Below are 21,715 nucleotides of genomic sequence, written 5' to 3' on the forward strand. Positions count from 1 at the left end.
CCCGCCACGCAATCACGTCCGTGAGGCGCGCTACCAGCGCCCTCCCGGCGAGCCATCGACAATTACCTCCGGCTTTCCAGCGTTTTCGGTCCAGATCAACTGTAAATGCGCTTCATCGAACGACCGAGATCGGCGGGATGCGAAGCGGGTGGCCGAGAAGACCTCTCGCGCCTTTCCCCGCTCCCGCATCGCCGTCACGCGAAGTTGATGAAATCCCACCCGACCGCGACCTTGGCGTCAGCCAGCTGGACGACGGAAATCCATGAATTCAAGATACCGTTGAGGATTTCCACCTTGTCCGCGCCATGGCTGATCAGCAGATCGTTGCTCGAACTTCCCTGATCGAGATTGGCCGCGGCAAAGCCATAATCGGCTTCTCCCGCTCCCGTGACCCGGATCACGTCGTTGCTGGTCATGCCGCTGATGCGCACATGGCTCGCCTTCGTCGCATCGTCGACCAATATATAGATCTTGTTTGGATCGAGCTGGAACGACACTGGCGCCTCGGCGCTGCCCTGATCGAGCGAAAGGGTGACGAGCTGCTCGGCGAGCGGTTGCGCGGTCTGCGCGGTGGTGGCGGTCACCGACTGGTCGCCGATCTTCACGGTCTGGCTCACCGGATCGTAGCGCAGGATGCGGGCATCGCCGTCGAAGTCGAGCGTCATCCCCACCGTGCCGACCGGGATCGCGACCCTGTCGTCACCGGACGTCAGGATCACGAAGGATCCCGTGCGATGCGCGGTATAGCCGTGCGCGGGATCGGGCAGAAGCAGCGTGTCCCCTCCCCTGTTGAACGATGCGCCGAGAACGGCATCGCCACCCAGCAGCGTGACCCGCGCCGTGCCGTTGGCGGCGAAGACCGTCGTATCGCCCTCGAAATTGGCGTCGCTGTCGGGGGTGACGATCAGGCGCGATGTCGCCGCCGGGTTCGCACCTGTCGGCAGCACGGTGCCATCCGCCGCGGCGTTGATCTGCAGCGCGGTCGCGGACAGCGTCTGCGTGCCTATTTTGACGCTGGCGCTGGCGCTGTCATAGACGAGCGTGCGTGCGCCATCGGCGAAGACCAGCGCCATGCCCACATCGCCGACCGGAATCGAGACGGTGGTGTCGCCGTCGGTCAACACCGCATAGGAGCCCGAAAGGACGATGCTGTAGGCATCGGCGTTGCCGGACAATCGCACGATGTCGCCACCGCTGCTGAACGAGCCGTTGAAGGTGATCGCGGACGGCTTGTCGAGGATGGTGATGTCCTGGAAGCCGCTGGTTCCAAAGACATTGCCCTTGCCGCTGATCGCCCCCTCGAAGCCGCTCGCCGCAATCAGGCGAAAGCCGGTTTTGGCATCGGGCATGGTCGCCACCTGCACCGTCACCAGCTGGGAGCCGGTACCGCCATGGCCATCATCGGCCGTGACGGTAAAGCTGTCCGTGCCCGTAAACCCGGCAACCGGCGTGTAGATGAAATTGCCCGCGCCGGTCGTCGTCACACTGCCATGCGCCGCCGTGCCCGCGGTGTAGGTCAAGGCATCGCCATCCGGATCGCTGCCCTGGACGGTGAAGCCGATCGATCGCCCGGACACGCCGTGCAATTGCAGCGTCGGATCGGAGAAGCCGGGCGCTGCATTGACGGTACGGATGAGGCTGGCGGACGCCGTATCCCAGACATAGGTGCCATAGGCGAAACGCAGATATTCGATATCCACAAGCCGGTCGTCACCTTCCGCCGCACTCGATACGACGAGCGCACCGGTGCCAGCACTGACGGTATAGGCCGAGCGCGCGCCCGCAAACATGGCAACATCCGTCCCGCCGCCGCCGTCCAGCAGGTCGTTGCCCGCGCCCCCCGTCAGACTGTCGTCGCCGTCACCTCCGCGTAGCTTATCGTTGCCCGAAAGACCGCTCAGCAGGTCGTCACCGCCGTCTCCCCTCAGATCGTCGGGGCCAAGATCACCGCTCAGACTGTCTGCCTTGCCCGTTCCGACAATCGGCAGGAAAGTGGCGTTCGGATCGACCGGCGCCGGCGCAGGCCTCGGCGGGAGCGCATAAGCGAGCGGCGCGTCAGGGATGGTTTGGGTCGCGATATCCGAGGCACCGAAGCGGACCGCACCATGGACGAGGTCCGCGACGACGACGTTGCGCACGAGCATCGTATCGGCCGCAGAAAAGGTGATGAGCACGTCGCTGCCCTGCTGGGCGATCGACTGCCAGGCGGAATATCCGCCGACATCGATGAAATCGCCGTCCGTGCCGACTTCGAAGTCCACGATCAAGTCGTGGCCGAAACCAATGCCGAAACGGAAACTGTCGATTCCCGCTCCACCGTTCAGCGTGTCATCGTCCGCTCCTCCGGAAACGATATCGTTTCCGAACCCGCCAAAGACGCTTTGACTGCCCGCACCGGCAAGCAGCGTGTCGTCGCCGTCATAGCCGTCGAGCGAGCCGTTCAACTGCCCCTGCCGACCATCGTACAGATCTTTGCCTACACCAAGATTCACATCGCCATTGATCGTTCCGGTGTTGACCAGCACGTCGTCATAAACGCTGAGACGGACTTGGCCGTTGAGCGTGCCGCTATTGTAGACCGTGATATTATCGCCGGCCCATGGCTCATACTGTCCGCGAAGACTCACGTAGATCGCATGGTCGGCGCTGATGGTGCCACTGTTCCAGACCGTCGCTTTGGCCGCGGTGTCGAGATAAAGTCCGACACTGTCGAGCGCCGCCGTCTCGTCGGTGACCGTGATCGTGCCGCTGTTGACCAGCTTGGGCTGGTCGCCTTGCGGATGCGCGTCCATGAAATATTCGATGCCGTGGCTCTCGGTGCCGCCATGGACGATGATCTGTCCGGAATTGAACATTCTGCTGACCGAGCGGGGAATGAAGTCCCAATCGATCGCGCGTGCAGCCTCCGCCGCATCGACGATGATCGTTCCGGCATTGACGAAACCTCCGGAATCGAGCCCCAGCACCGCGCTCGCATCGCCACCAAGGCTGGTCACCGCAATCGTACCGTGGTTGATGACCGAACCGAAGCCGGACATGCCGACAACCCTGGCGTTCCCCGTCACCGTCAGCGTCCCACTCACTTCATTCACGAACCAGCGGCCGCCGCCGATGCCGTTGACACTTGAACCCGATATTCCCGTGGAAACAGACACATGATCGCCGGTCGTGAATCTCACGGTACCGGCATTCCAAAGACCGATAAGCGGGGCACCGACCGGTGACTCGAGCACGATGGCGCTCGCGGTTGCGAACGGCGGAACGGCCGAATATCGGATATGGAGTAGTTGCGGATCGACGAGTTCGAAAACGGTGTTCGCATCGATCACCATGTTTCGATTGGAATAGAAGGTCTCGTCCCCAACATTGGGCGTGATGACCCCGACGGAGCCACCGAACAGCAGATTGTCGCTCGCGAAGGTCGCGGCGCTCGCGTTGCGCACCAGGATGCTGTCATCGGCCGAAAGCACGATGCGGACGTCGGCGCCTTCTTGCTGAATGGATTGATAAGCGGTGTAACCGGCGATCTCTATCGCATCGCCGGGCGAGAAATCGGTGATCTCGTCCTGCCCATCGCCGAGTCCGAACCGGAAAATGTCGTCGCCGGCCCCGCCGGTCAGCGTGTCATTGCCCGCCCCACCCAGAATTACGTCATTCCCCGCGCGGCCGTCGATCCTGTCGTCGCCGCGCTGCCCCGCCAGCACCTCACCCAGCGCCGATCCATATATGGTGTCGTTACCGCGCGATCCGTAAACCCGCTCGAAATTGCGGATATGATCCGTTTCCTGCGACGTGACGACAGTACCCAGGGCAAGATCCGCCAGGATCGCCTGCGACAAGCCAGCATAGGAGACCATGTCATCACCGGCCCCGCCGTCGAGCATATCATTGCCCTGACCACCTTCGACATAGTCATCGCCCGATCCGCCGTCGATCACGTCGTTCTGCGTATCGCCGAATAATGTGTCGTTACCGGCTCCGCCGATCAGCGTGTCATTGTCCCGGCCACCCCTGACCCAGCCGGAATGGAGGCCGGACGAACCGTCATAGAGATCAGCACCGATGCCCAGCAGCGTCAGCCCATCCATCGTGCCGCTGTTCCGCACGACATCCGCACCGACGCCCATGACCACTATGCCGTGGATCGCGCCGCTGTTGATCAGGGTTTCGGATGTCCCGCCGACCGGAAAGATATCGCGCGAATAGAAAGCGATATCGGCTGAAATTGTGCCGGAATTGACGAATATATTGGTCTGGCCGGACGTCTGCGCCGCGCCGTCGGTCAGGATGCCCACAGACGCGTAGAGTGACCCCGGCGTGGTGGTCGCCGTGATCGTGCCGCTATTGCTGAATCCCCGCCCCGCATAGCCGGCAAGATCGACGCCGACGGAAATCTCCGGTGCGGAGGCCGAGATGGTTCCGCGATTGTCCAGCACGCCCCAACCACCGAGGCGGACGCCGTAGGCATCGGTTCCACCGGAGACCGAAATCGTTCCATTGTTCAGGAACTTTCCGGTTTCCACCGTATGAAAACCGCCCAGCACGCCCATTGCCATAGCCGCCCCCTGGACCTCGAACAGGCCATCGTTGCGGAACGGGACACCGAAGGAGGGTGCGTAATAGCCGTAGGTTTCGCCCGAGGTCGATCGCACGCTGAAACGACCATCCGCCGCATTGTGGAACAGGCTTTGGCTGGAGGACGAAAGGATATCGTCGATCCGGACGCCCGCTACCTTGCTCGCCACGAATTGCGAGGACGTCGTGATCTCGACCATGCCATGATTGACGAGTTCTTTCCTTGCGTCTCCGCCCCCAAAGACAAAGGCAGCCGCCAATCCATTTTGGAGAATTGGAATGGAATTCTGCACGTTCATCGTCGTGCCTGGGCCGATCACAAGTGTGGAATCGACGTTGACGGGTGTCGAACCGCTCAGCGTGGGATCATAGCCGTCGAAATTATAAGCGGTGAAGTCTCCAATAGATGTCCCGATGAAACGCACCGAAAACGAGCCGGAAATTCCTATACTTTGAGCCACCTGAGTGTCATAGGACATGACGACGTCATTGCCGTCCTGTATCAGCCTCACCGCACCAAAGATGAAAGGGTGGGCGGCGGGATTGAGATATGGCCCGAAAGCGAAGATGTCACCACCCTCGCCGGTCTGGAAGTCGGTTACGATGAGCACGGAGCCGCCCGAGCCCTGGACCGTTTCGATCCGATCGCGGCCGGCACCGAGCGTCAGAGTCCCGAAAGCACCATCGGTGACGATCCGATCATCGCCCGCGCCTAGATCGATCGCATAGCCGCCCGCCTGCATCGTGCTGTACGCGCCGCGGACGATGACTAGGTCGCCGCCATTCCCGGTGGCGAGCGATCCGAACGGCAAGCCACTGTCGAGAATATGCTGATTCCAGGCGAATTCCAGATAGACCTGATCGTCGCCATCGCCTCCAGACGCGATATCCATCCCGTCGATGATCAACCTGTCGTTGCCGTCACCACCATCGAGCGTGTCCGCGCCGGCGCCGCCATCGAGGGTATCGTTCCCGCTGCCGCCCCGGATCGAATCCTCTCCGTCATCGCCAGTCAGAAGATCGTTGCCGTCGCCACCATCGATGGTGTCGTTGCCCGCGCCGCCGGCCAGCAAGTCGTTGCCGGCCAAGCCGGCAAGCTGGTCGTCGCCAGCAGCACCGTGAACCATATCCCGCCCCGGTGTTCCGGAAAAAATATCGTTTCCAGGCGTGGACGATGCGGTGTCCCCCGGGAGAGGCACGCCGAGATTATGCTCCGTAAAACTCGCGAGATCGGTGTTCTTGAAAATGACGATCGTTTGGCTGAAACTCCCCACCTGCAACAGCGTATCGGCACCTGACTGGACAAGCACTGCCAACCCCGTCGAGAACGGATATGATATGTCGCTGCGGTCGTCGGGAAGGCCATTCTGCGGAGCGGGTCGCCATATCAACGTGTCGAGATAGGCGACCCAGTCCAGTCTGTCCCCCATATAGCCAGTCTGGAAATCAGTGATCGTGACCGGAAGTGAGATGCCTCCGATCCCGCCGGTCCCGAGTACCACCGTGTCGACACCCTCGCCCAGCGTCAGCGTCACTCTGCCCGCCGATACCAGCCTTACCCGATCATCGCCGCTGCCCATGTCGGCAATCAACGCCGAGCCTCCGCCCGACCCATAGGTTGTAAAATCCAGCGTATCATCGCCTGCACCACCCGAAACGGTGATGGTTTCATCTGTGGCGGTATAGCTGTGGCGCACGACGATCATGTCGTTGCCGCCGCCGCCCGACAGGAAATCCGATCCTTCAACCATATCGGTGATTTGATCGTCGCCCTCGCCGCCGATCAGAGAATCGCTGTCAAAGCCGCCTTCGATCGTGTCATTGCCCGCCCCTCCGTCGATCGTGTCGCGCCCGAGGCCACCCGATAACCGGTCATCGCCACCCAGACCGTCGATCCGGTCTGCCCCACCACCGCCCGCATGACCGTCCGCACCGGCCGTTCCCGTGAAGACATCCGAAACTATGCCTGTTTGCCCTGGCGCGTAGCCCATGAAGTTGGCGGCGGTCAGATCGTTGACCGAGACGCCCTTGAGCAGCACGAGCGCTTCCACATCACCGGTGCCGTTTACGCCATCAAAGTCGCGCAGCACCATCGTATCCGCGCCGACCTGCGCCAGGCGCAGATATCCGGACTCGAAGGGGTTGGAAGCTCTGTCCCAACCATAGCTCCGCCAGATTATCAGGCCGAGATCGAGTTGATCGCCGTCCGCGCCGGCCGCAAAATCAGTGATGATCAGGGGTGTGTTATTTGGAAACGAATACGCCAGAAAAAGCATGCCCAGTTCGACACGATCCCGCCCGCTACCCAGCGTGAGCGTGGCTGCTGTCAGATCCGTATCGAGGTAGAAATAATCGTCGCCGGAACCCAGACCAACGGTCAGATCCGCGTCGATCGATTGGGTGCTGTAGTCTCCAGTCCGCTCCACCGTATAGAGGACACGATCATTGCCATCGCCGGCGTCGATGACGACCCGGTCGATGCGTGGCGGCAGGTCGGCGGCGATGACGGTTCGGAACAGCGTGATCTCGTCGTCGCCCGCTCCACCTTCGACGGTGTCGTTGCCGCCCTCATCGTTGATGACATCATGGCCGCTTCCGCCGCGAAGCAGGTCGTTTCCACTTCCACCATCGAGAAGGTCGTCGCCGATCCCACCATTGAGCGTATCATCACCAGCCAAGGCCTGGATCGTATCGGCGTCTGCAGTGCCTTCGAGCAGATCATTGCCGCTCGTTCCGATCAGATACGCCATCCTCATCCCCCGCTACGCAACTATGCTTACGAGACGCGTTCCGGACGCGAGCCCGACAAGCCTTGAACAATTGTCGGGGCTTCTCAGCGTTTTCAATTCGGATCAATATAAAACTGATCGATTATCGAGTGTTCGATGCCGCGGAATCGTGCCGCCAAACACAGGAGACCGACGCGATGAGCAATATTGGCGACCAGCTTTTACGCGATCTGCGTGCCTTCGGACTGGGCTATCCCGGTGCCCATTCAAAATCACCCTGGCCGGGGCATGACGATCTTGCGGTGAAGGACAAGACCTTCGCCTATCTCAGCGCCGATGGCGAGCCGTTCAGCGTGTCGTGCAAGCTGCCTTATACCAGCGATGTCGCGCTCGGGCTCCGTTACGCGCACCCCACCGCCTACGGGCTCGGCAAAAGCGGCTGGGTGACCTTCATGCCGGCCGGAGACGAGATGCCGACGTTCGACCAGTTTCGGCAATGGATCGACGAAAGCTATCGCGCCCAGGCTCCGCGCCGACTGGTCAAGGAACTGGATGCGCGCGCCGAATGATGGGGCGGCCGGACCCATAAGCCGCCGGGTGCGTTTCAGCCGAGGTTGATGGGAACGGAGCCGATACGACCCGCCCCTCTCCCGAGCGAAAACAGGAGCAACATATATGAAGCCATTCGCACTCCTCGCGACCATCGCGCTTCTTGGCGGCAGCACCGCCGCTATCGCGCAGCAGCCCCAGCATCATCGCCCGCCGCCGCGCCCACCGCTCCCCGGCCCCGGCCATGGTCCCGGCGGCAACTGGACGACGATCGGTTATACGACCGTCGGCGCCGGCCGCGATCGCGACGTCATTCGGGTGCGCGGCAACGAACGCCATCGCCAGATCCGGGTCTGTGCGCTAAATCGCTCGATCGAGATGCGCGATCTCGACGTGCGCTTCAACAATGGCGGGCGTCAGGACATCCGCGTCAGGCAAGTGATCCGCGCGGGAACCTGCACCGCCGCCAAGGACCTGAAGGGTCAGCGACGCAACATGCAGAGCGTGCAGATCGTCTATTCGCGCATTCGCGGCATCCTGCCGGTCGTGCGTATCCAGGCACGCTGAACAAGGCGTGAGCACGCGCCGCGCGTGCCCCGCCGTGCTCATTCATATGCAAAGACGGCAGCGGCATATTCGAGCCGGATCGACGCCATACGATCATTGCCACTTGCCGCCCGCCAGACGCGGCGCGTCGGCCAGGCCGTCCCTCGCCCCGCCACATTTCCCTCGTCGGTGACGATATCGTCGGCCGCGCTCCATTCGAGCCCGGCCAAACGCAAATAGACCGGTGGCCGGAGCGGATAGTCGGTCACCGACACCATCGCCCCCAGGGCCGTCATCTCGAACAATGCCCGGGCAAAGGCGAAAGGCAGACGAATGCAGCCATGCGACGCCGGATAGCCTGGATTCCAGCCGGCGTGGAGCGCGATCCCGTCCCAGGTCAGGCGCTGCATGAAAGGCATCGGCGCATTGCTGTAGAGGTTCGACCGGTGCCATTTCGCCTTTTGCAGGATCGGGAAATCGCCCAGCGGCGTCTCCTTGCCCGGCTTGCCGGTCGATGTGGTGGAGGCGCCGATCAGCACTCCACCGCGATAGACATAGACTCGCTGGAGCGCGATGCTGACGCTGATCGTCAGCGGCCCTTCGGCCGCCGCCTGCGCGGTCCAGATTGACTCGCCGGGCCGCAGCAATGCTGCCGCCCGATGGATCGTCGAGTCGTCGCTCGACGACTCCGCCCGCGCTGCAGAAGCACAGAAAAGCAGCATTAAGAGCATCAGCCGGCACGCCGAAAGGCTGCGTCGCAAGAGCGGGACTCGGGCCATCGCCGCAGCATTCCATCGCGCGCGGCCAACGGCAAGATTTGGTAAACAAAAAGTTAAGACCTGCATATTTTAACGGCAGACAAGTTCCGTCATCGTCGCGTCGCTCGTTCGCCGCTTCGACCGAACAGGCCGACCCGCTACGACAGGCGCATGCGGACCTATGAGCGAACATCGAGGAAACCAGGCGCCGGGGCCGAACGGCTTCGCACGACCTTGCGCGTCCTGCTCGCCGTCGCCTATCTTGGCGCAGGCGCGCTCCATCTGCTATCACCCGCAGGGTTCGTCAGGATCGTCCCGGACTGGGTGCCCTGGCCTTCCGAAATCGTTCTGCTGACCGGGCTGTGCGAGATTGCCGGCGCCATCGCCCTGTTCATACCGCGGTTGCGCCGAACCGCCGGGACGATGCTGGCGCTTTATGCGCTGTGCGTATGGCCCGCCAATTTCAAGCATGCGTTCGACGGCATCATCATCGGCGGCGTCACGCTCGGCTGGTGGTACCATGCTCCACGCCTCGCGCTGCAGCCCGCCATCATCTGGTGGGCGCTGTTCGCCGGCGGCCTTGTCGACTGGCCGTTTCGCCGCAACCGGCACAATTCGGGGACGTCCGGGTCACCGCCCCCTTGACGGAATCACCCACCACGCATAGGGACGCCGCTCGCGCACCGCGGCCCCTTCGTCTAGCGGTCTAGGACGTCGCCCTCTCACGGCGAAAACACGGGTTCGAGTCCCGTAGGGGTCACCAAGCTTTTCAATGACTTATGGTCACTGAAAAAGCGATCAAGATTTCCGTGTCGACACGTGAATCCACTTGCCTCGAAATCATTCCAGGTCTCGGCGATGCCGACGCGGGCTTGATGCCGCTGCCGCAGATTCCGTGAAACTCAGTGTTGCGGGTATTGAAGCACCTGGTGAAGGTCCGGTCGCCGAGATGATCAAACCGACAGCTTGAAACCCCGCCAGCTTATTCAAATCGCTGGAGATTCTGCTCGACCATTCGCGTAGCCCCGGTGAAATCGGGATAGCACAGGTCGGGATTCTCGCGAAAATGGCGCATGAATGCCTGTTCGGCCTCCAGCCATTTGCCGCTGCCCTCAAGTGCCTCGTCCAACTGGTCGCGCGGGATAACGACGATACCGTTATCGTCCGCCAGTATCGCATCGCCGGGATTGACCGCCACGCCGCCGCAGCTGACGGGAATGTTCATCTCGCCACCCATGCCGCGATATTTAGTCGTGACCGGGCTGATGCTGCGCGCCCACATCGGCAACCGCGCCTCGCGCGCATCCGCCAGATCGTTCACGGCCCCGTCGACGATCACGCCCTCCAGCCCGGTCGCCGCGGCGGCATGGATCGTCGCCCCACCCCAGTTGCACGTGCGCTGATCCTGTCCACGATCGATGACCAGGATATCGCCCGGCCGGGTGAATTTGAGCGCATAATGCGCCATCACGGAATCGGGCACCGTAATGCGCACCGTGACGGCCGTACCCGCGATCTTGCTCCCCTCCAGCCGCGGCAGCATGCCGCCATCCATGAAACCGGATTCCAGGTGATGGCCGACCGTCCCGGTATCGAGCGCCAGCAATGCCTGCCGCTGCTGCTCCGTGATCTGTTCCGGCATCGGCTTCACCACATAAAGCCGTCGTTCCGGGAGCATCGCCATCATCGCCTCTCAATCGTCGCCAGTTCCATGGTACGGCTAGGACAGACGGATAACCGGCGCAATTTGGGCTTTCCGATGCCTTTGGATCGGAAAATCCGAGCGTCGGACAAATCAGAAGGCGTCGACCGGGATCTTCAGATAGCGGATACCGTTGGGCTCCGGATCGGGCAGCCGGCCGCCGTGCATATTGACCTGCACCGCCGGCAGCATCAGCCGCGGCATATCGAGCGTGGCGTCGCGCGCAGCACGCATCGCGACGAACGCGTCCTCGTCCATCAGGACATGGGCATTGGATTTACGCTGTTCGGCAACGGTCGACTCCCAGGCAAATCGATCCCGTCCCGGCGCCTTGTAATCGTGGCAGAGCATCAACCGCGTCTCGCCGGGGAGCGACAGCAGCCGCCATATCGATCGGTGGAGCAGGCGCGCATCGCCGCCCGGGAAATCGGCGCGCGCGGTTCCGTAATCGGGCATCAGCACGGTATCGCCGGGAAAGGCGGCATTGCCGACGATATAGGCGATGTCGGCGGGCGTGTGACCGGGCACATGCAACGCCATCGCTTCCAACCCACCGATGCGAAACCCCTCGCCATCGTCGAACAGATGATCGAAGTCCGATCCGTCGCGGCCAACGCCGAGGCCGAAGATCGGCGCGAACAGGCGCTGCACCTCGACGACGCCTCGTCCGATCGCGGTACGACCGCCCAGCCGGCGCTGGAGATAGCCGGCAGCCGAAAGATGATCGGCATGGACATGCGTCTCGAGCAGCCAGTCGATCGTCAGCCTCCGGTCGCGAACATGGTCGGCGACCGCGTCCGCCGGGCCGACGAGCGTGCGCCCTGAGACGGGATCATAGCCGAGCACCGGATCGATGATCGCCGCATGTCCGGTTTCCCGATCCTCGACGAGATAGGTGACGGTGAAAGTCGCCTCATCGAAGAAGCTGGTCACTGCGGGCCCGCCGGACACGGCGGCGCGAACCTGCGTGCAGGCCCGTTCGAGCGCCGGATCGGTCATGAGCGCTATTCGCCGAGCGCGACCGGCCGCGAGGGATCGGCGATCCATTCGCTCCACGATCCGGGATAGAGGCGCGCGCCGCCGAGCCCGGCGATCTCGAGCGCCAGCGCATTGTGGCACGCCGTCACGCCCGACCCGCATTGCAGGACAATGGCGTCCGCAGCGGCCCCGCCGGTCACCGCCGCGAATTCGGCGGCGAGCAGCGCGCCGGGTTTGAACAGGCCGTCGGCGCCGAGATTGTCCTTGAACGGGCGATTGCGTGCGCCGGGGATATGGCCCGGCACCGGATCGAACGCCTTCGCCTCGCCGGTGAAGCGCTCGCCCGCCCGCGCATCGAGCACCAGGAATTGCGGCCGATCGATATTGGCGAGCACGGCCTGGGCATCGACGATCCGGTCCGCATCCGGTGCCGTCGCGACGAAATCCCCTTCGGCTACCGCGACCGCACCACCCGCCTCCATCGTACCACCGGCCGCACGCCATGCGGCGACGCCACCGTCGAGCACGGCCACCGCATCATGGCCGATCCAGCGCAGCAGCCACCAAAGCCGCGCCGCATAGGCACCGCCGGCATTGTCATAGGCAATGACCTGCATGCCCCGGCTCAGCCCGGCATCGCGCAATCTGACGGCGAAGACAGCGGGATCGGGCAGCGGGTGGCGACCATTGGTCCCGCTGGCAGCACCGGAGAGATCGTCGTCGAGATGGAGATAATGGGCACCGGGCAGGTGCCCCTCATCGAACAGGCGCCGTCCCGCGGCCGGGTCGGCAAGATCGAAGCTGCAGTCGAAGACAGCGGCCTCCCCGCCCTCGATCAGATCGCGCGCCGCAGCCGCACCGATCACCGTTCCGTAAGCCACGCAATCTCTCCTAGAAGCGGTAACGAACCTCCACGCCATAGGTTCGCGGCTCGCCATAGACCAGCTGGTCGAGCCCGCCGAACACGCGGGCATAGGTCCGATAAGCCTTTTGCGTCAGGTTCTTGCCCCAGAGCGCGATCGTCACGCCGTTCGCGGTTTCATAGCCGATGCGGGCATCGACCAGAGCATAGCCGGGCTCGCGATATTTGGGCAGCGCCTCGGGCTGGAGATAGGTCTCGCCGTTATAATTGACCGCGCCGGTCACGAACCCCTCTCCGCTGCCGATGCCGATGCGATATTCGCCCTGCGCGCCGAGCGTCCAGTCGGGGGTGAACTCGATGCGGTTGCCGGCATAGGAAATGGTGACGGCCGCTCCCGGCGCGGAATAGTCGAAGCGCGTATATTTCGCATCGAGATAGGCTGCATTGGCCGACAGGCTGAGCCCCTTCATCGGACGCAGCGTGGTCTCCAGTTCGATACCGCGGATCTTCGCCTTGCCGGCATTGGTGACCTGGATCGACGGGACCGGGCTGGCGGCGGTGGCGACGATCTGCGCCACCTGCTTGTCCGAATAGTCCATCTGGAACGCGGCTAGGCTGAAGCGCAGCATCCGGTCGAATGCCTGCCCCTTGATGCCGATCTCGTAATTGACCACGGCCTCGGGCCCGAACACCAGATCGTTGGGGATCAGATTGGGGGCGGAGATGGTGTCAAGGTTGAAGCCCCCCGATTTGAAACCCTTGGAAACCGTCGCATAGGCGGTGAAAGCCGAGCTGGGCTTGTAGGTCAGGCTGCCCGTCCAGGAGACATTCTTGTCCGACCGGCGCAGATCGTCGAAATCATAGCTGAGCAGGGGCCCGCGGATCTGCAGATAGTCGCCGGTCTTCTTCTCATAGGTATAGCGGATGCCGCCGGTCAGCGTCAGCGTGTCGAGCAAATCATAATCAGCGTTGAGATAGGCCGCATAGCTGTCGGTGATCGCCTTGGCCCGGTTGATCGCGCCGTTGGCAAGCGATCCGCCGATGAAGATGTTGCGCACCGCGGTGCCGCGCTGATGATAATAATAAAGGCCGCCGACATAGCGGAGCGGCCCGTCACCGGGTGAAGTCAGCCGAAGTTCCTGGCTCGCCATCTGGACGAAATCGGTCAGCGGATTGGAGTTGAACAGGTTGACCGGCAACTGATCGATGTCGCTCGACACGGTCACGTCGATCTTGCGGTAGGCGGAGATGGAGGACAGCACGAGCCCGCCGGGAAGACGATAGTTCGCGGTCAGGCTGGTGCCCCACATGTCACGCTTGTCGCGATTGGGCTGGTCGGTGTTCGCCTCGAAACGCCTGCCGGTATAATAGGGCGCGGCGGCGCCGGCGGGCGAGGCCATTTGCGACTGGAGCGTGGTGCGGCGATCGCGCGTGATGTCCGCATTGAGCGTGATGTCGAGGCTGTCGCCGGCCTTGTAGAGCAATTGGAGCCGCGCCCCCCGGCGGTTTTCGTCGTTCACGTCCTGGCCGTCGAAGATATTGTGGATGTAACCGTCGCGGTCGAAGGTCGCGACCGTCAGCCGCGCCGAGAGATTGTCGGCGAGCGGCCCGGAGATGCTCGCCTGGGTGCGCAGCGCATCGTAATTGCCATAGCTCGCATAGGCGCTGCCCTCGAACGTATCGGATGGCGCCTTGGTGGTGATGTTGATCACCCCGCCGATCGTATTCTTGCCGAACAACGTGCCCTGCGGTCCTCGCAGCACCTCGATCTGTGCGATCTCCGCCAGGTCACTGTTGTAACCCGAGGTGCGCGGCACATAGACGCCATCGACATACATGCCGACGCCCGCCTCGATGCCGATGTTGCGCGAGTCCCCGCCGACGCCGCGAATGGTGAGCTGGGTGGAAAGGCTGCCGCGTTCGGTGAACTGAACGCCGGGCATGATGTGCGCCATGTCGCGCAGCGAGGTGACGCCCTGGCTCTCGAGCTCGGCCTGGCCGAAGGCGGTCACCGACAGGGGAACGTCCTGCAGGGATTCACTGCGACGCCGCGCGGTGACGACGATATCACCACCGCTCGCATCATCCGCATCGGCGCCCTGGGCTGCGCCATCCTGCACGGGTGCCGCCAGCGCCCTTGCGGGCAACCCTGCACCGGCGCACAGCGCAATCGTCGACACGCAGAAAAGAGCTTTCCGAATAGACACTCTTATTCTCCCCGAAATATTATTTATTTTTGAACGACGATAACTACTCACCCCCATGATCATTCGGATCATGCGATCTACACAAGTAATAATGACACCATTGTTTCGAATAAAACTTTTTATACCGATAAAAGTCTATTGGTTATCCTTATCCAGATGCCGCATTCAGCGATTTACTGCGAACAGATCGCACGAGCAGCCAGAGCGTCAGCGTCGCGATGGCCATGGCAGGGACGATCACCAAGCCCATGGCATGCCGCAGCCCCGCCGGATCGGCCGGCGCCATGCCCGAAAGCGCGCCGACCAATGTCGGCCCCAGCCCGAGCCCGACGACGTTGATCACCAGCACATAGAGGCCGGAGACCTGGCCACGCGCCTCGGCCGGGGTGACAAGCTGGATAAAGGCCGGAACCACGCCCATGGGAAAGGACACGGCGAAATGCAGCCCGCCAGCGACCAGCAGCGTCGCCGTCATGCCGTGAGCCCAGGGCAGAGCGAGCGCGAAGGGCAGCCCGAGGATCGCCGCAATTGCCGCCACGCGGACATGCGCGTCCGCGGCATTCCGCCGGACCAGCGCATCGGCCAGCCAGCCGCCCGCCAGCAATCCGACCGGACTGGCGATCAGCACCGTCATCCCATAGACGACACCGATCCGGTCGGGCGCCAACCCGAACTCGCGACCGAGCAATGCCGGCATCCACGAGACCAGCGCATAGCTGGTCAGGATCACGCCGGACATGCCGAGGAACAGCGGCACATAGATGCCGGGCTTCTCACGCACCGCCGCGAGCATCGACACGCGCGCGGCACGATCGCCGCTCGCTGCCGGGCGTCGCGGTTCGTGGACGAAGGACAGGAGCAGCACGAAGACGATGCCCGGCGTGGCGATGGCGACGAAGGTCTGCTGCCAGGCGCTCAACCCCTCGATCAGCGGAATCCCCTGCCCGCCGCCCGACTGGAAATGGCGATAAACGAAGCCGGTGATCGCCAGCGCCAGGCCCGATCCGACGACGCCGCCGACCTGGAACAAGCTGATCGCGCGGCCGAGCTGCGCGCGCGGGAACCGGTCATGGACGATCGAATAGCTGGCCGGCGCCAAACCCGCCTCACCCGCACCGACGCCGATCCGGGCGAGCAACAGGTGCACGAAATTGCCCGCCAGCCCGCAGGCGGCGGTCGCGATGCTCCATATGCCGACGCCCAGGATGATCGTTCCCTTGCGCGACCAGCGGTCGGCAAGCCAGCCGAGCGGAAGCCCCATGATCGCGAAGAACAGTCCGAACGCGATGCCATGGAGCAGTCCGATCTGTGTATCGCTGATGCCGAGATCGGCACGGATCGGGTCGACGAGCAGCGACAACGCGATCCGGTCGATGAACGACAGGATCAATGCCGCCATCAGGAGGAGAACGACCAGCCAGTCGCGCAATCGTGCCTGTCGCACCCCTGTATCCATGATCAGCCGCCTGCCTCCGCGGAATCGAGAAGCCGCATCGCCTCGGCAACACGGTCGGCACCGTACAGCGCCTGCGTCGCTTCCGGCGTCACCTTGCCGCCGCGCAAGTCCGCGGCAAGCGCCGCCGCTGGACGAAGCCGCGCTTCGCCGAACCCACCGCCGCCCGGCGTCTCGACCCGGACCGACTGACCTGCGGCCAGAATCAGCCGGGGCTGATTGGCGGGGATCTGCACTTCACCTTCGGCTCCCTTGTCGCGGATGATGCGTGCGACCGCCCCCTTGCCCCCACCGAACACGCCATCGGCGGGAATGATGGTGCCCTCGCTCGACGCGTAGCAGAAGGTCTCGTCATCGAGCGCGCTGATCTGGCGCGCTATGCCCATGCCGCCACGCCACTCGCCGGCGCCGCCGCTGTCGGGGATCAGGCCATATTCGTCGACGACGAGCGGATATTCATTCTCCAGCGCCTCGGCGGGCAGATTGGACGAATTGGTGATGTGGACATGCGTGCCATCGACGCCGTCATGGCGCGATCGCCCACCAGCACCACCGCCAATCGTCTCGACATAGACATAGGTGCCGGCGCGGCGGCGTGATCGCCCCGAAAACACCATGGCGGGCATGGCGTCATTGCTTGCCGCCATCACCTGTTCGCGCGGCAGGAAATGAGCGAAAGCGCCGATCACCGATGCCGAGACACGTTGCGCGGTATTGGATCGCATGCCGATCGCGGCCGGAAAGGTGGGATTGGTGATCGTGCCCTCCGGTGCCTTCATCGTGATCGCATCGAACATGCCCTCATTTGCCATCAATTCGGGATCGAGCATGGTCTTGACCACATAATAGACGCTCGCGAGCATCGCGCTTTCGGGCATGTTGTAACTGCCGCGGCATTGCGGGCCGGAACCGTCGAAATCGACGGTCAGGCGATCGCCCTCAATGATCAAGGTCGCCTTGATCGCCACCGGATCGCCGCCGAAGCCGTCATCGTCGAGATAGCTGACATGGCTTGCCGATCCGTCCTTCAACGCCGCGATACGGTTGCGCAGGCGGCGCGCGGTGTAGGACAATATGTCGTCGATCGACTGTTCGACCGAGGTGAGGCCGAGCTGGCGGACGAGCTCGAGCATGAGTTGCGCGCCCTTCTCGTTCGCCGCGATCTGGACCTTGAGGTCGGCAATGCGGTCGGCGGGCTCGCGGCTGTTTTCCGCGATCAGCGTGAGCATGCCGGTGTCGAGCTCGCCTTCGCGGACGATGCGGACCAGCGGAATACGCAACCCTTCCTCGAACACGGTGCGCGCCGTGGGCGAGACCGATCCGGGATAGGTACCGCCGACATCCGAATGATGGCCGATATTCGCCGCAAAGAAGCGGCATTTGCCCTCCCAGAAGATCGGCGTCACGATCGTGATGTCGGGTGCGTGAGTGCCGCCGGCGAGGTAGGCGTCGTTGCAGATGAAGACATCGCCATCGCGGACATTCTCGATGCCGTAGCGCTCCAGCACGGTCTCCACCCCGCCCGATAACGAACCCAGATGCATCGGAATATGCGCGGCCTGCGCGATCAGGCGACCACGACCGTCGAACATCGCGACCGAACAGTCCTTGCGCTCCTTGATATTGGGGGAAAAGGACGCGCGGACCAGGCGATTGCCCATATCCTCGGTGATCGACAGCAACCGGTTGGAGAAGACCTCCATCGCGATCGGATCGAAGAGCTTGTCCTCAGGGATTGCGGGAATGAAATCGGCGTCCGCCATGTCGGCACTCCTACTCGAAGATCGAAACGATGAGATTGCCGACCGGATCGACCGTGATGGTCTGGCCGGGTTGGACGACGATCGTCGAGCTCATCTCCTCGATGATCGCCGGGCCCGCGAAGGTGCGCCCCACGGGCAATTGCGCGCGGCGGTAGATGCCGGTCTCCACCCAGCCATGGGCGGGACCGAAATAAACTTCGCGGCGCCCCTTGATCGGCTCCACCCCCGATGCGGGGACGGACGCGCCGTGCGACACCTTGGAGACGCGGCCTACCGCCTGGACGCGGCAATTGACGATCTCGACCGGCCGATCGGTCACGTCATACCCATGTTCATGCACATGTTGCTGGCGGAAACGGGCGATCATGCCGTCGAGGCCGGCGGGATCGACGCCGTCGAGCGGCACCGTCACCTCGAAATTCTGCCCGTCATAACGGGCATCGACCATGATGCGCAGCGCGCGCTTCTCCTCGACGACGCCCTCGCGATCGAGCCAGACACCTGCTTCGGCGCGCATCTCGTCGAGCACGACACAGGTCCGTTCCCACGCCGCCTGATCGGCGATGCTCAGCACGCTGCGGACGAAATCCATCGCGATGTCGGACAGCAGAATGCCGCGTGCGCACAGGGTTCCTGGTTCCTGGGGGATCAATACCGTGCGGATCCCGCAATCCTGTGCGAGGTCGCAGGCATGGAGCGGTCCGGCGCCGCCATAAGCGAACAGCGCGAAATCGCGGATGTCGTAGCCACGCTCGGTGGAGACCGAGCGGATGGCGCGGCTCATATTGGCGTTGGCGATCCTGAGAATGCCGAATGCAGCATCCTCGACCGACAGACCCAGCGGCTTTGCGATCTTCTCCTCGATCACCGCGCGCGCCGCGGCGGCGTCGACAGGCAGGCGGCCCTCCAGCAGCGCGACCGGGTCGAGCCGGCCAAGCACGATATTGGCGTCGGTGATGGTCGGCTCCGTCCCGCCACGGGCATAGGCGACCGGGCCTGGCGCGGCGCCGGCACTGCGGGGACCGACCTTGAGCGCACCGGCATCGTCGATCGCGGCGATACTGCCGCCGCCCGCGCCGATCACATGGATGTCGATCATCGGCGTCTTGACCGGATAATCGGCGACCAGCCGGTCGGACGCGAATAGCGGCTTGCCATCGACGATCACCGATACATCGGTGGAGGTGCCGCCGACGTCGAAAGTGACGAGATTGAGGAAATTGGCGACACGGCCAACCTCGGCCGCACCGATCACGCCGGCCGCCGGCCCCGATACACAGGTGCGCACCGGTACCTCGCGCACGGTCTGCACCGACATCAGTCCGCCATTGGAATGGACGGTATCGAGCTCGCCGACGATGCCGAGATCGCTGACGCGACCAAGCAGACGTTCGAGATAGGCGCCCATGCGTGGCCCCATATAGGCGTTGAGCACGGTGGTGGACATGCGCTCAAACTCGCGGAATTCGGGCAGCACGCTCGACGACAGGCTGACATAGGCATCGGGCAGGATACGCCGCACGATCTCCGCGGCACGACGCTCGTGATCGGGGCGGCGATAGCTGTGGAGGAAGCAGATCACGACCGCGGCCACGCCGGCATCGGCCAGCGTCCGCGCGGCCGCCTCCACCTGCGCTTCATCGAGCGGCACGCGCACCGTGCCGTCGGACAGGACGCGCTCGTCCACCTCCAGCCTCAGCTCGCGCGGGACCAGCGGCGTCGGACGAGTGATCGAATAATCATAGAGATGCGGCCGGGTCTGGCGCCCGATCTCGAGCACGTCGCGAAAACCCCGCGTCGTGATGAGGCCGGTCAGCGCGCCTTTGCGCTCGATCACCATGTTGGTGGCAACCGTCGTGCCATGGCCGAGATGCCGGATATCGGCGGGGTCGACGCCATGCGCCGAAACGAGATGCGCCAGGCCGGTACCGATCGCCTCGGACGGATCGTGCGGAGTCGACGGCACCTTGAAATAGTGGACCGCGCCACCCTCCTCATCGAGCATGGTGAAGTCGGTGAAAGTGCCGCCCACATCGAAACCGATACGATACATCAGCCTAGCTTCCTCTTGTTGATCCAGGCGTCCGCGATCATGCGTCACGCATCGGACGGGCACCCGGATCTCTCACGCAGCGAACGGCGGATGCACCGAACGCGTTTCGAGGATCAGCACCTAATGTCCGGAAACCGCTGTCGCCTAACGCGATTTTCCGATGCCATCCGATCGGGCTTTGCGATCCTGGCGCAACGGACGCGGAATCCCGTCGGTCACAAATTTCGCCGATACGTTCCGATCGGAAGAAATGATTGGGCTTCTGCGGAGCAACGCGCCCTATTGCGGTTTCGGATCTTCGCTGCGCCGCCGACCGCTTCCTCCCGGTGGGATGAGGCTTTAGGGTCCAGACTTTCCGGAGCGACGTCACGGTATGAACACCCGTTTCCTAGAGACCTTCGTCTGGCTTTCACGGTTGAAGAGCTTCAGCCGGACGGCGGAGAAGCTCCATGCCAGCCAGCCCGCAGTGTCGGGCCGCATCGTCGCGCTCGAAGACCTGCTCGGCGTCACGCTCTACGAGCGCAACGTGAAGGGTTTCGAGCTGACCCCGGCCGGCCGCCGGATCCTCGATCGCTGCGAAGAGATCGTCCAGCTCTCGCAAGAGCTGAAATCGATAGCGACCGAGGATAATGTTCTCGGCCGCCCGATCCGGATCGGCGCATCCGATGCGATCAGCCTGAGCTGGATGCCCGATCTCGTCGAAGTGCTGAACGCCAAATATCCCGGCTACATGTTCGACATCGTCACCGATTCAGCGCCCAATCTGTCGCGCGCACTGCTTGCCGACGAACTCGACATCGCGCTGATCGCCAACGGCATCGACGAGCATCGCATCGTCAATGCGCCATTGTGCAACTATCGTATGGCGTGGATGGCGAACCCCAGGAAGTTCGACGTTCGCAAGCCGATCAACATCGAGCAGCTTTGCGACCTCCCGATCATCATGCCGCCGCCCTCCACGCCCGGCTATATGTGGCAGGTGGAGTATCTGAAGCGGCACAATATCGATTATTCACCCGACGCGAAGCGGCCGCTGCGGATTTCCTGCGGCTATTCGCCGGGCACCGGTATCCAGATGGTCGCGCTCGGCTTCGGTGTGATGCCGTTGCCCGTCCTGCTCGCCAGGCCATGGCTGACCCAGGGCGATCTGGCACTGATGCCGGTCAAGGAGCCTTTTCCGCCCTGGTGCATGTTCGCGTCCTACAAGTCGCCGCCGACCATTCCGGTGATCACGGGACTGGTCGAAACCGCACAGGCAGTCGCCAAGGCCTTTGCGGACCGCCGCGGCGGGGATGATTTCTGGCCCTAATCATTTACCGCCGCCTTGATATGGCGGCGCCAAATATCGATCCGTCATGAGGATGCTTTTGCATTCTCGATTGCGTCGATGAGGACGCGTTCGTCCCCGATATGGTTCATCAGGATCAGGATGAGGCGAGCATTGATCCGCTGGCTCTCCGCGGCATCGCATCCAGCGTGCGCGTCAAGCAGACGGGCATAGACGTCGTCGGGCTTCGTCAGATTGGCTTCGGTCATCAAC

Annotated in this window: 14 protein-coding genes, 1 tRNA gene and 1 pseudogene; 5 read left to right on the plus strand and 11 right to left on the minus strand. The window is 63.2% G+C overall.

All coding sequences use genetic code 11. From position 1 onward, the window contains the following. Window positions 1-194: 194 nt before the first annotated feature. Together AC3WN8_RS20665 and AC3WN8_RS20670 are read right to left on the minus strand one after the other, a co-directional pair. Entirely contained in the window at window positions 195-6,665 is a 6,471-nt protein-coding gene (locus tag AC3WN8_RS20665; protein ID WP_492671417.1) for an Ig-like domain-containing protein, read from the minus strand. Window positions 6,666-7,148: 483 nt separating this feature from the next. Further along, window positions 7,149-7,331: pseudogene (locus AC3WN8_RS20670) on the minus strand (calcium-binding protein); the annotation flags it as partial. Window positions 7,332-7,501: 170 nt separating this feature from the next. Between AC3WN8_RS20670 and AC3WN8_RS20675 the strand changes: the two are divergent. Continuing rightward, window positions 7,502-7,873: an MmcQ/YjbR family DNA-binding protein gene (locus AC3WN8_RS20675; protein WP_492671367.1), complete on the plus strand. Its 372-nt coding sequence runs from the start codon at window positions 7,502-7,504 to the stop codon at window positions 7,871-7,873. 106 nt (window positions 7,874-7,979) lie between these two features. Continuing rightward, complete coding sequence (locus AC3WN8_RS20680) at window positions 7,980-8,420, plus strand: DUF2541 family protein (protein ID WP_492671368.1); 441 nt, start codon at window positions 7,980-7,982, stop codon at window positions 8,418-8,420. 38 nt (window positions 8,421-8,458) lie between these two features. On the opposite strand, the gene AC3WN8_RS20685 is transcribed toward AC3WN8_RS20680, so the two are convergent. After that, complete coding sequence (locus AC3WN8_RS20685; RefSeq protein ID WP_492671369.1) at window positions 8,459-9,244, minus strand: L,D-transpeptidase family protein; 786 nt, start codon at window positions 9,242-9,244, stop codon at window positions 8,459-8,461. 84 nt (window positions 9,245-9,328) lie between these two features. Here AC3WN8_RS20685 and AC3WN8_RS20690 point away from each other — a divergent pair, with 84 nt between their 5' ends. Together AC3WN8_RS20690 and AC3WN8_RS20695 are read left to right on the plus strand one after the other, a co-directional pair. After that, window positions 9,329-9,802: a DoxX family protein gene (locus tag AC3WN8_RS20690; RefSeq protein ID WP_492671370.1), complete on the plus strand. Its 474-nt coding sequence runs from the start codon at window positions 9,329-9,331 to the stop codon at window positions 9,800-9,802. A gap of 42 nt (window positions 9,803-9,844) precedes the next feature. Then, window positions 9,845-9,920, plus strand: a tRNA-Glu gene (locus tag AC3WN8_RS20695). A gap of 219 nt (window positions 9,921-10,139) precedes the next feature. On the opposite strand, the gene AC3WN8_RS20700 is transcribed toward AC3WN8_RS20695, so the two are convergent. The 7 genes from AC3WN8_RS20700 to AC3WN8_RS20730 all read right to left on the minus strand — a co-directional run bounded on the left by AC3WN8_RS20700 (window position 10,140) and on the right by AC3WN8_RS20730 (window position 20,175). Continuing rightward, window positions 10,140-10,844, minus strand: coding sequence for an RraA family protein (locus AC3WN8_RS20700; protein WP_492671371.1), 705 nt, complete (start codon window positions 10,842-10,844; stop codon window positions 10,140-10,142). 108 nt (window positions 10,845-10,952) lie between these two features. Beyond that, complete coding sequence (locus AC3WN8_RS20705) at window positions 10,953-11,858, minus strand: MBL fold metallo-hydrolase (protein WP_492671372.1); 906 nt, start codon at window positions 11,856-11,858, stop codon at window positions 10,953-10,955. A gap of 5 nt (window positions 11,859-11,863) precedes the next feature. After that, window positions 11,864-12,718, minus strand: a complete 855-nt coding sequence (locus AC3WN8_RS20710) for a sulfurtransferase (RefSeq protein WP_492671373.1) — start codon at window positions 12,716-12,718, stop codon at window positions 11,864-11,866. A gap of 10 nt (window positions 12,719-12,728) precedes the next feature. Beyond that, window positions 12,729-14,906, minus strand: coding sequence for a TonB-dependent receptor (locus tag AC3WN8_RS20715; protein ID WP_492671374.1), 2,178 nt, complete (start codon window positions 14,904-14,906; stop codon window positions 12,729-12,731). 148 nt (window positions 14,907-15,054) lie between these two features. Continuing rightward, window positions 15,055-16,362, minus strand: coding sequence for an MFS transporter (locus tag AC3WN8_RS20720; RefSeq protein WP_492671375.1), 1,308 nt, complete (start codon window positions 16,360-16,362; stop codon window positions 15,055-15,057). A gap of 2 nt (window positions 16,363-16,364) precedes the next feature. Further along, the gene (locus AC3WN8_RS20725) at window positions 16,365-18,122 is read right to left on the minus strand and encodes a hydantoinase B/oxoprolinase family protein (RefSeq protein ID WP_492671376.1); all 1,758 of its coding nucleotides are present in this window, start codon (window positions 18,120-18,122) and stop codon (window positions 16,365-16,367) included. A 10-nt stretch (window positions 18,123-18,132) separates the two neighbouring features. Beyond that, window positions 18,133-20,175 carry a hydantoinase/oxoprolinase family protein gene (locus tag AC3WN8_RS20730; RefSeq protein WP_492671377.1) on the minus strand — a complete coding sequence of 681 codons (2,043 nt, stop codon included), beginning with the start codon at window positions 20,173-20,175 and terminating at the stop codon, window positions 18,133-18,135. Window positions 20,176-20,548: 373 nt separating this feature from the next. Here AC3WN8_RS20730 and AC3WN8_RS20735 point away from each other — a divergent pair, with 373 nt between their 5' ends. Then, complete coding sequence (locus AC3WN8_RS20735; protein ID WP_492671378.1) at window positions 20,549-21,484, plus strand: LysR family transcriptional regulator; 936 nt, start codon at window positions 20,549-20,551, stop codon at window positions 21,482-21,484. Between the two features lie 44 nt (window positions 21,485-21,528). Here AC3WN8_RS20735 and AC3WN8_RS20740 read toward each other — a convergent pair whose 3' ends face one another. Continuing rightward, window positions 21,529-21,711 (minus strand): DUF2783 domain-containing protein, encoded by a 183-nt coding sequence (locus tag AC3WN8_RS20740; protein ID WP_492671379.1) that lies wholly within the window; start codon window positions 21,709-21,711, stop codon window positions 21,529-21,531. Window positions 21,712-21,715 lie beyond the last annotated feature (4 nt).

The organism is Sphingobium sp. FW305-3-2-15-F-TSA7 (genome assembly GCF_058787155.1).

Excerpts from the sequence above, each read along its gene's own strand:
- AC3WN8_RS20675 (WP_492671367.1), top strand. The coding sequence starts at position 7,502 with ATGAGCAATATTGGCGACCAGCTTTTACGCGATCTGCGTGCCTTCGGA.
- AC3WN8_RS20680 (WP_492671368.1), top strand. The coding sequence starts at position 7,980 with ATGAAGCCATTCGCACTCCTCGCGACCATCGCGCTTCTTGGCGGCAGC.
- AC3WN8_RS20685 (WP_492671369.1), bottom strand. The coding sequence starts at position 9,244 with ATGCAGGTCTTAACTTTTTGTTTACCAAATCTTGCCGTTGGCCGCGCG.
- AC3WN8_RS20690 (WP_492671370.1), top strand. The coding sequence starts at position 9,329 with ATGCGGACCTATGAGCGAACATCGAGGAAACCAGGCGCCGGGGCCGAA.
- AC3WN8_RS20700 (WP_492671371.1), bottom strand. The coding sequence starts at position 10,844 with ATGATGGCGATGCTCCCGGAACGACGGCTTTATGTGGTGAAGCCGATG.
- AC3WN8_RS20705 (WP_492671372.1), bottom strand. The coding sequence starts at position 11,858 with ATGACCGATCCGGCGCTCGAACGGGCCTGCACGCAGGTTCGCGCCGCC.
- AC3WN8_RS20720 (WP_492671375.1), bottom strand. The coding sequence starts at position 16,362 with ATGGATACAGGGGTGCGACAGGCACGATTGCGCGACTGGCTGGTCGTT.
- AC3WN8_RS20725 (WP_492671376.1), bottom strand. The coding sequence starts at position 18,122 with ATGGCGGACGCCGATTTCATTCCCGCAATCCCTGAGGACAAGCTCTTC.
- AC3WN8_RS20730 (WP_492671377.1), bottom strand. The coding sequence starts at position 20,175 with ATGTATCGTATCGGTTTCGATGTGGGCGGCACTTTCACCGACTTCACC.
- AC3WN8_RS20735 (WP_492671378.1), top strand. The coding sequence starts at position 20,549 with ATGAACACCCGTTTCCTAGAGACCTTCGTCTGGCTTTCACGGTTGAAG.
- AC3WN8_RS20740 (WP_492671379.1), bottom strand. The coding sequence starts at position 21,711 with ATGACCGAAGCCAATCTGACGAAGCCCGACGACGTCTATGCCCGTCTG.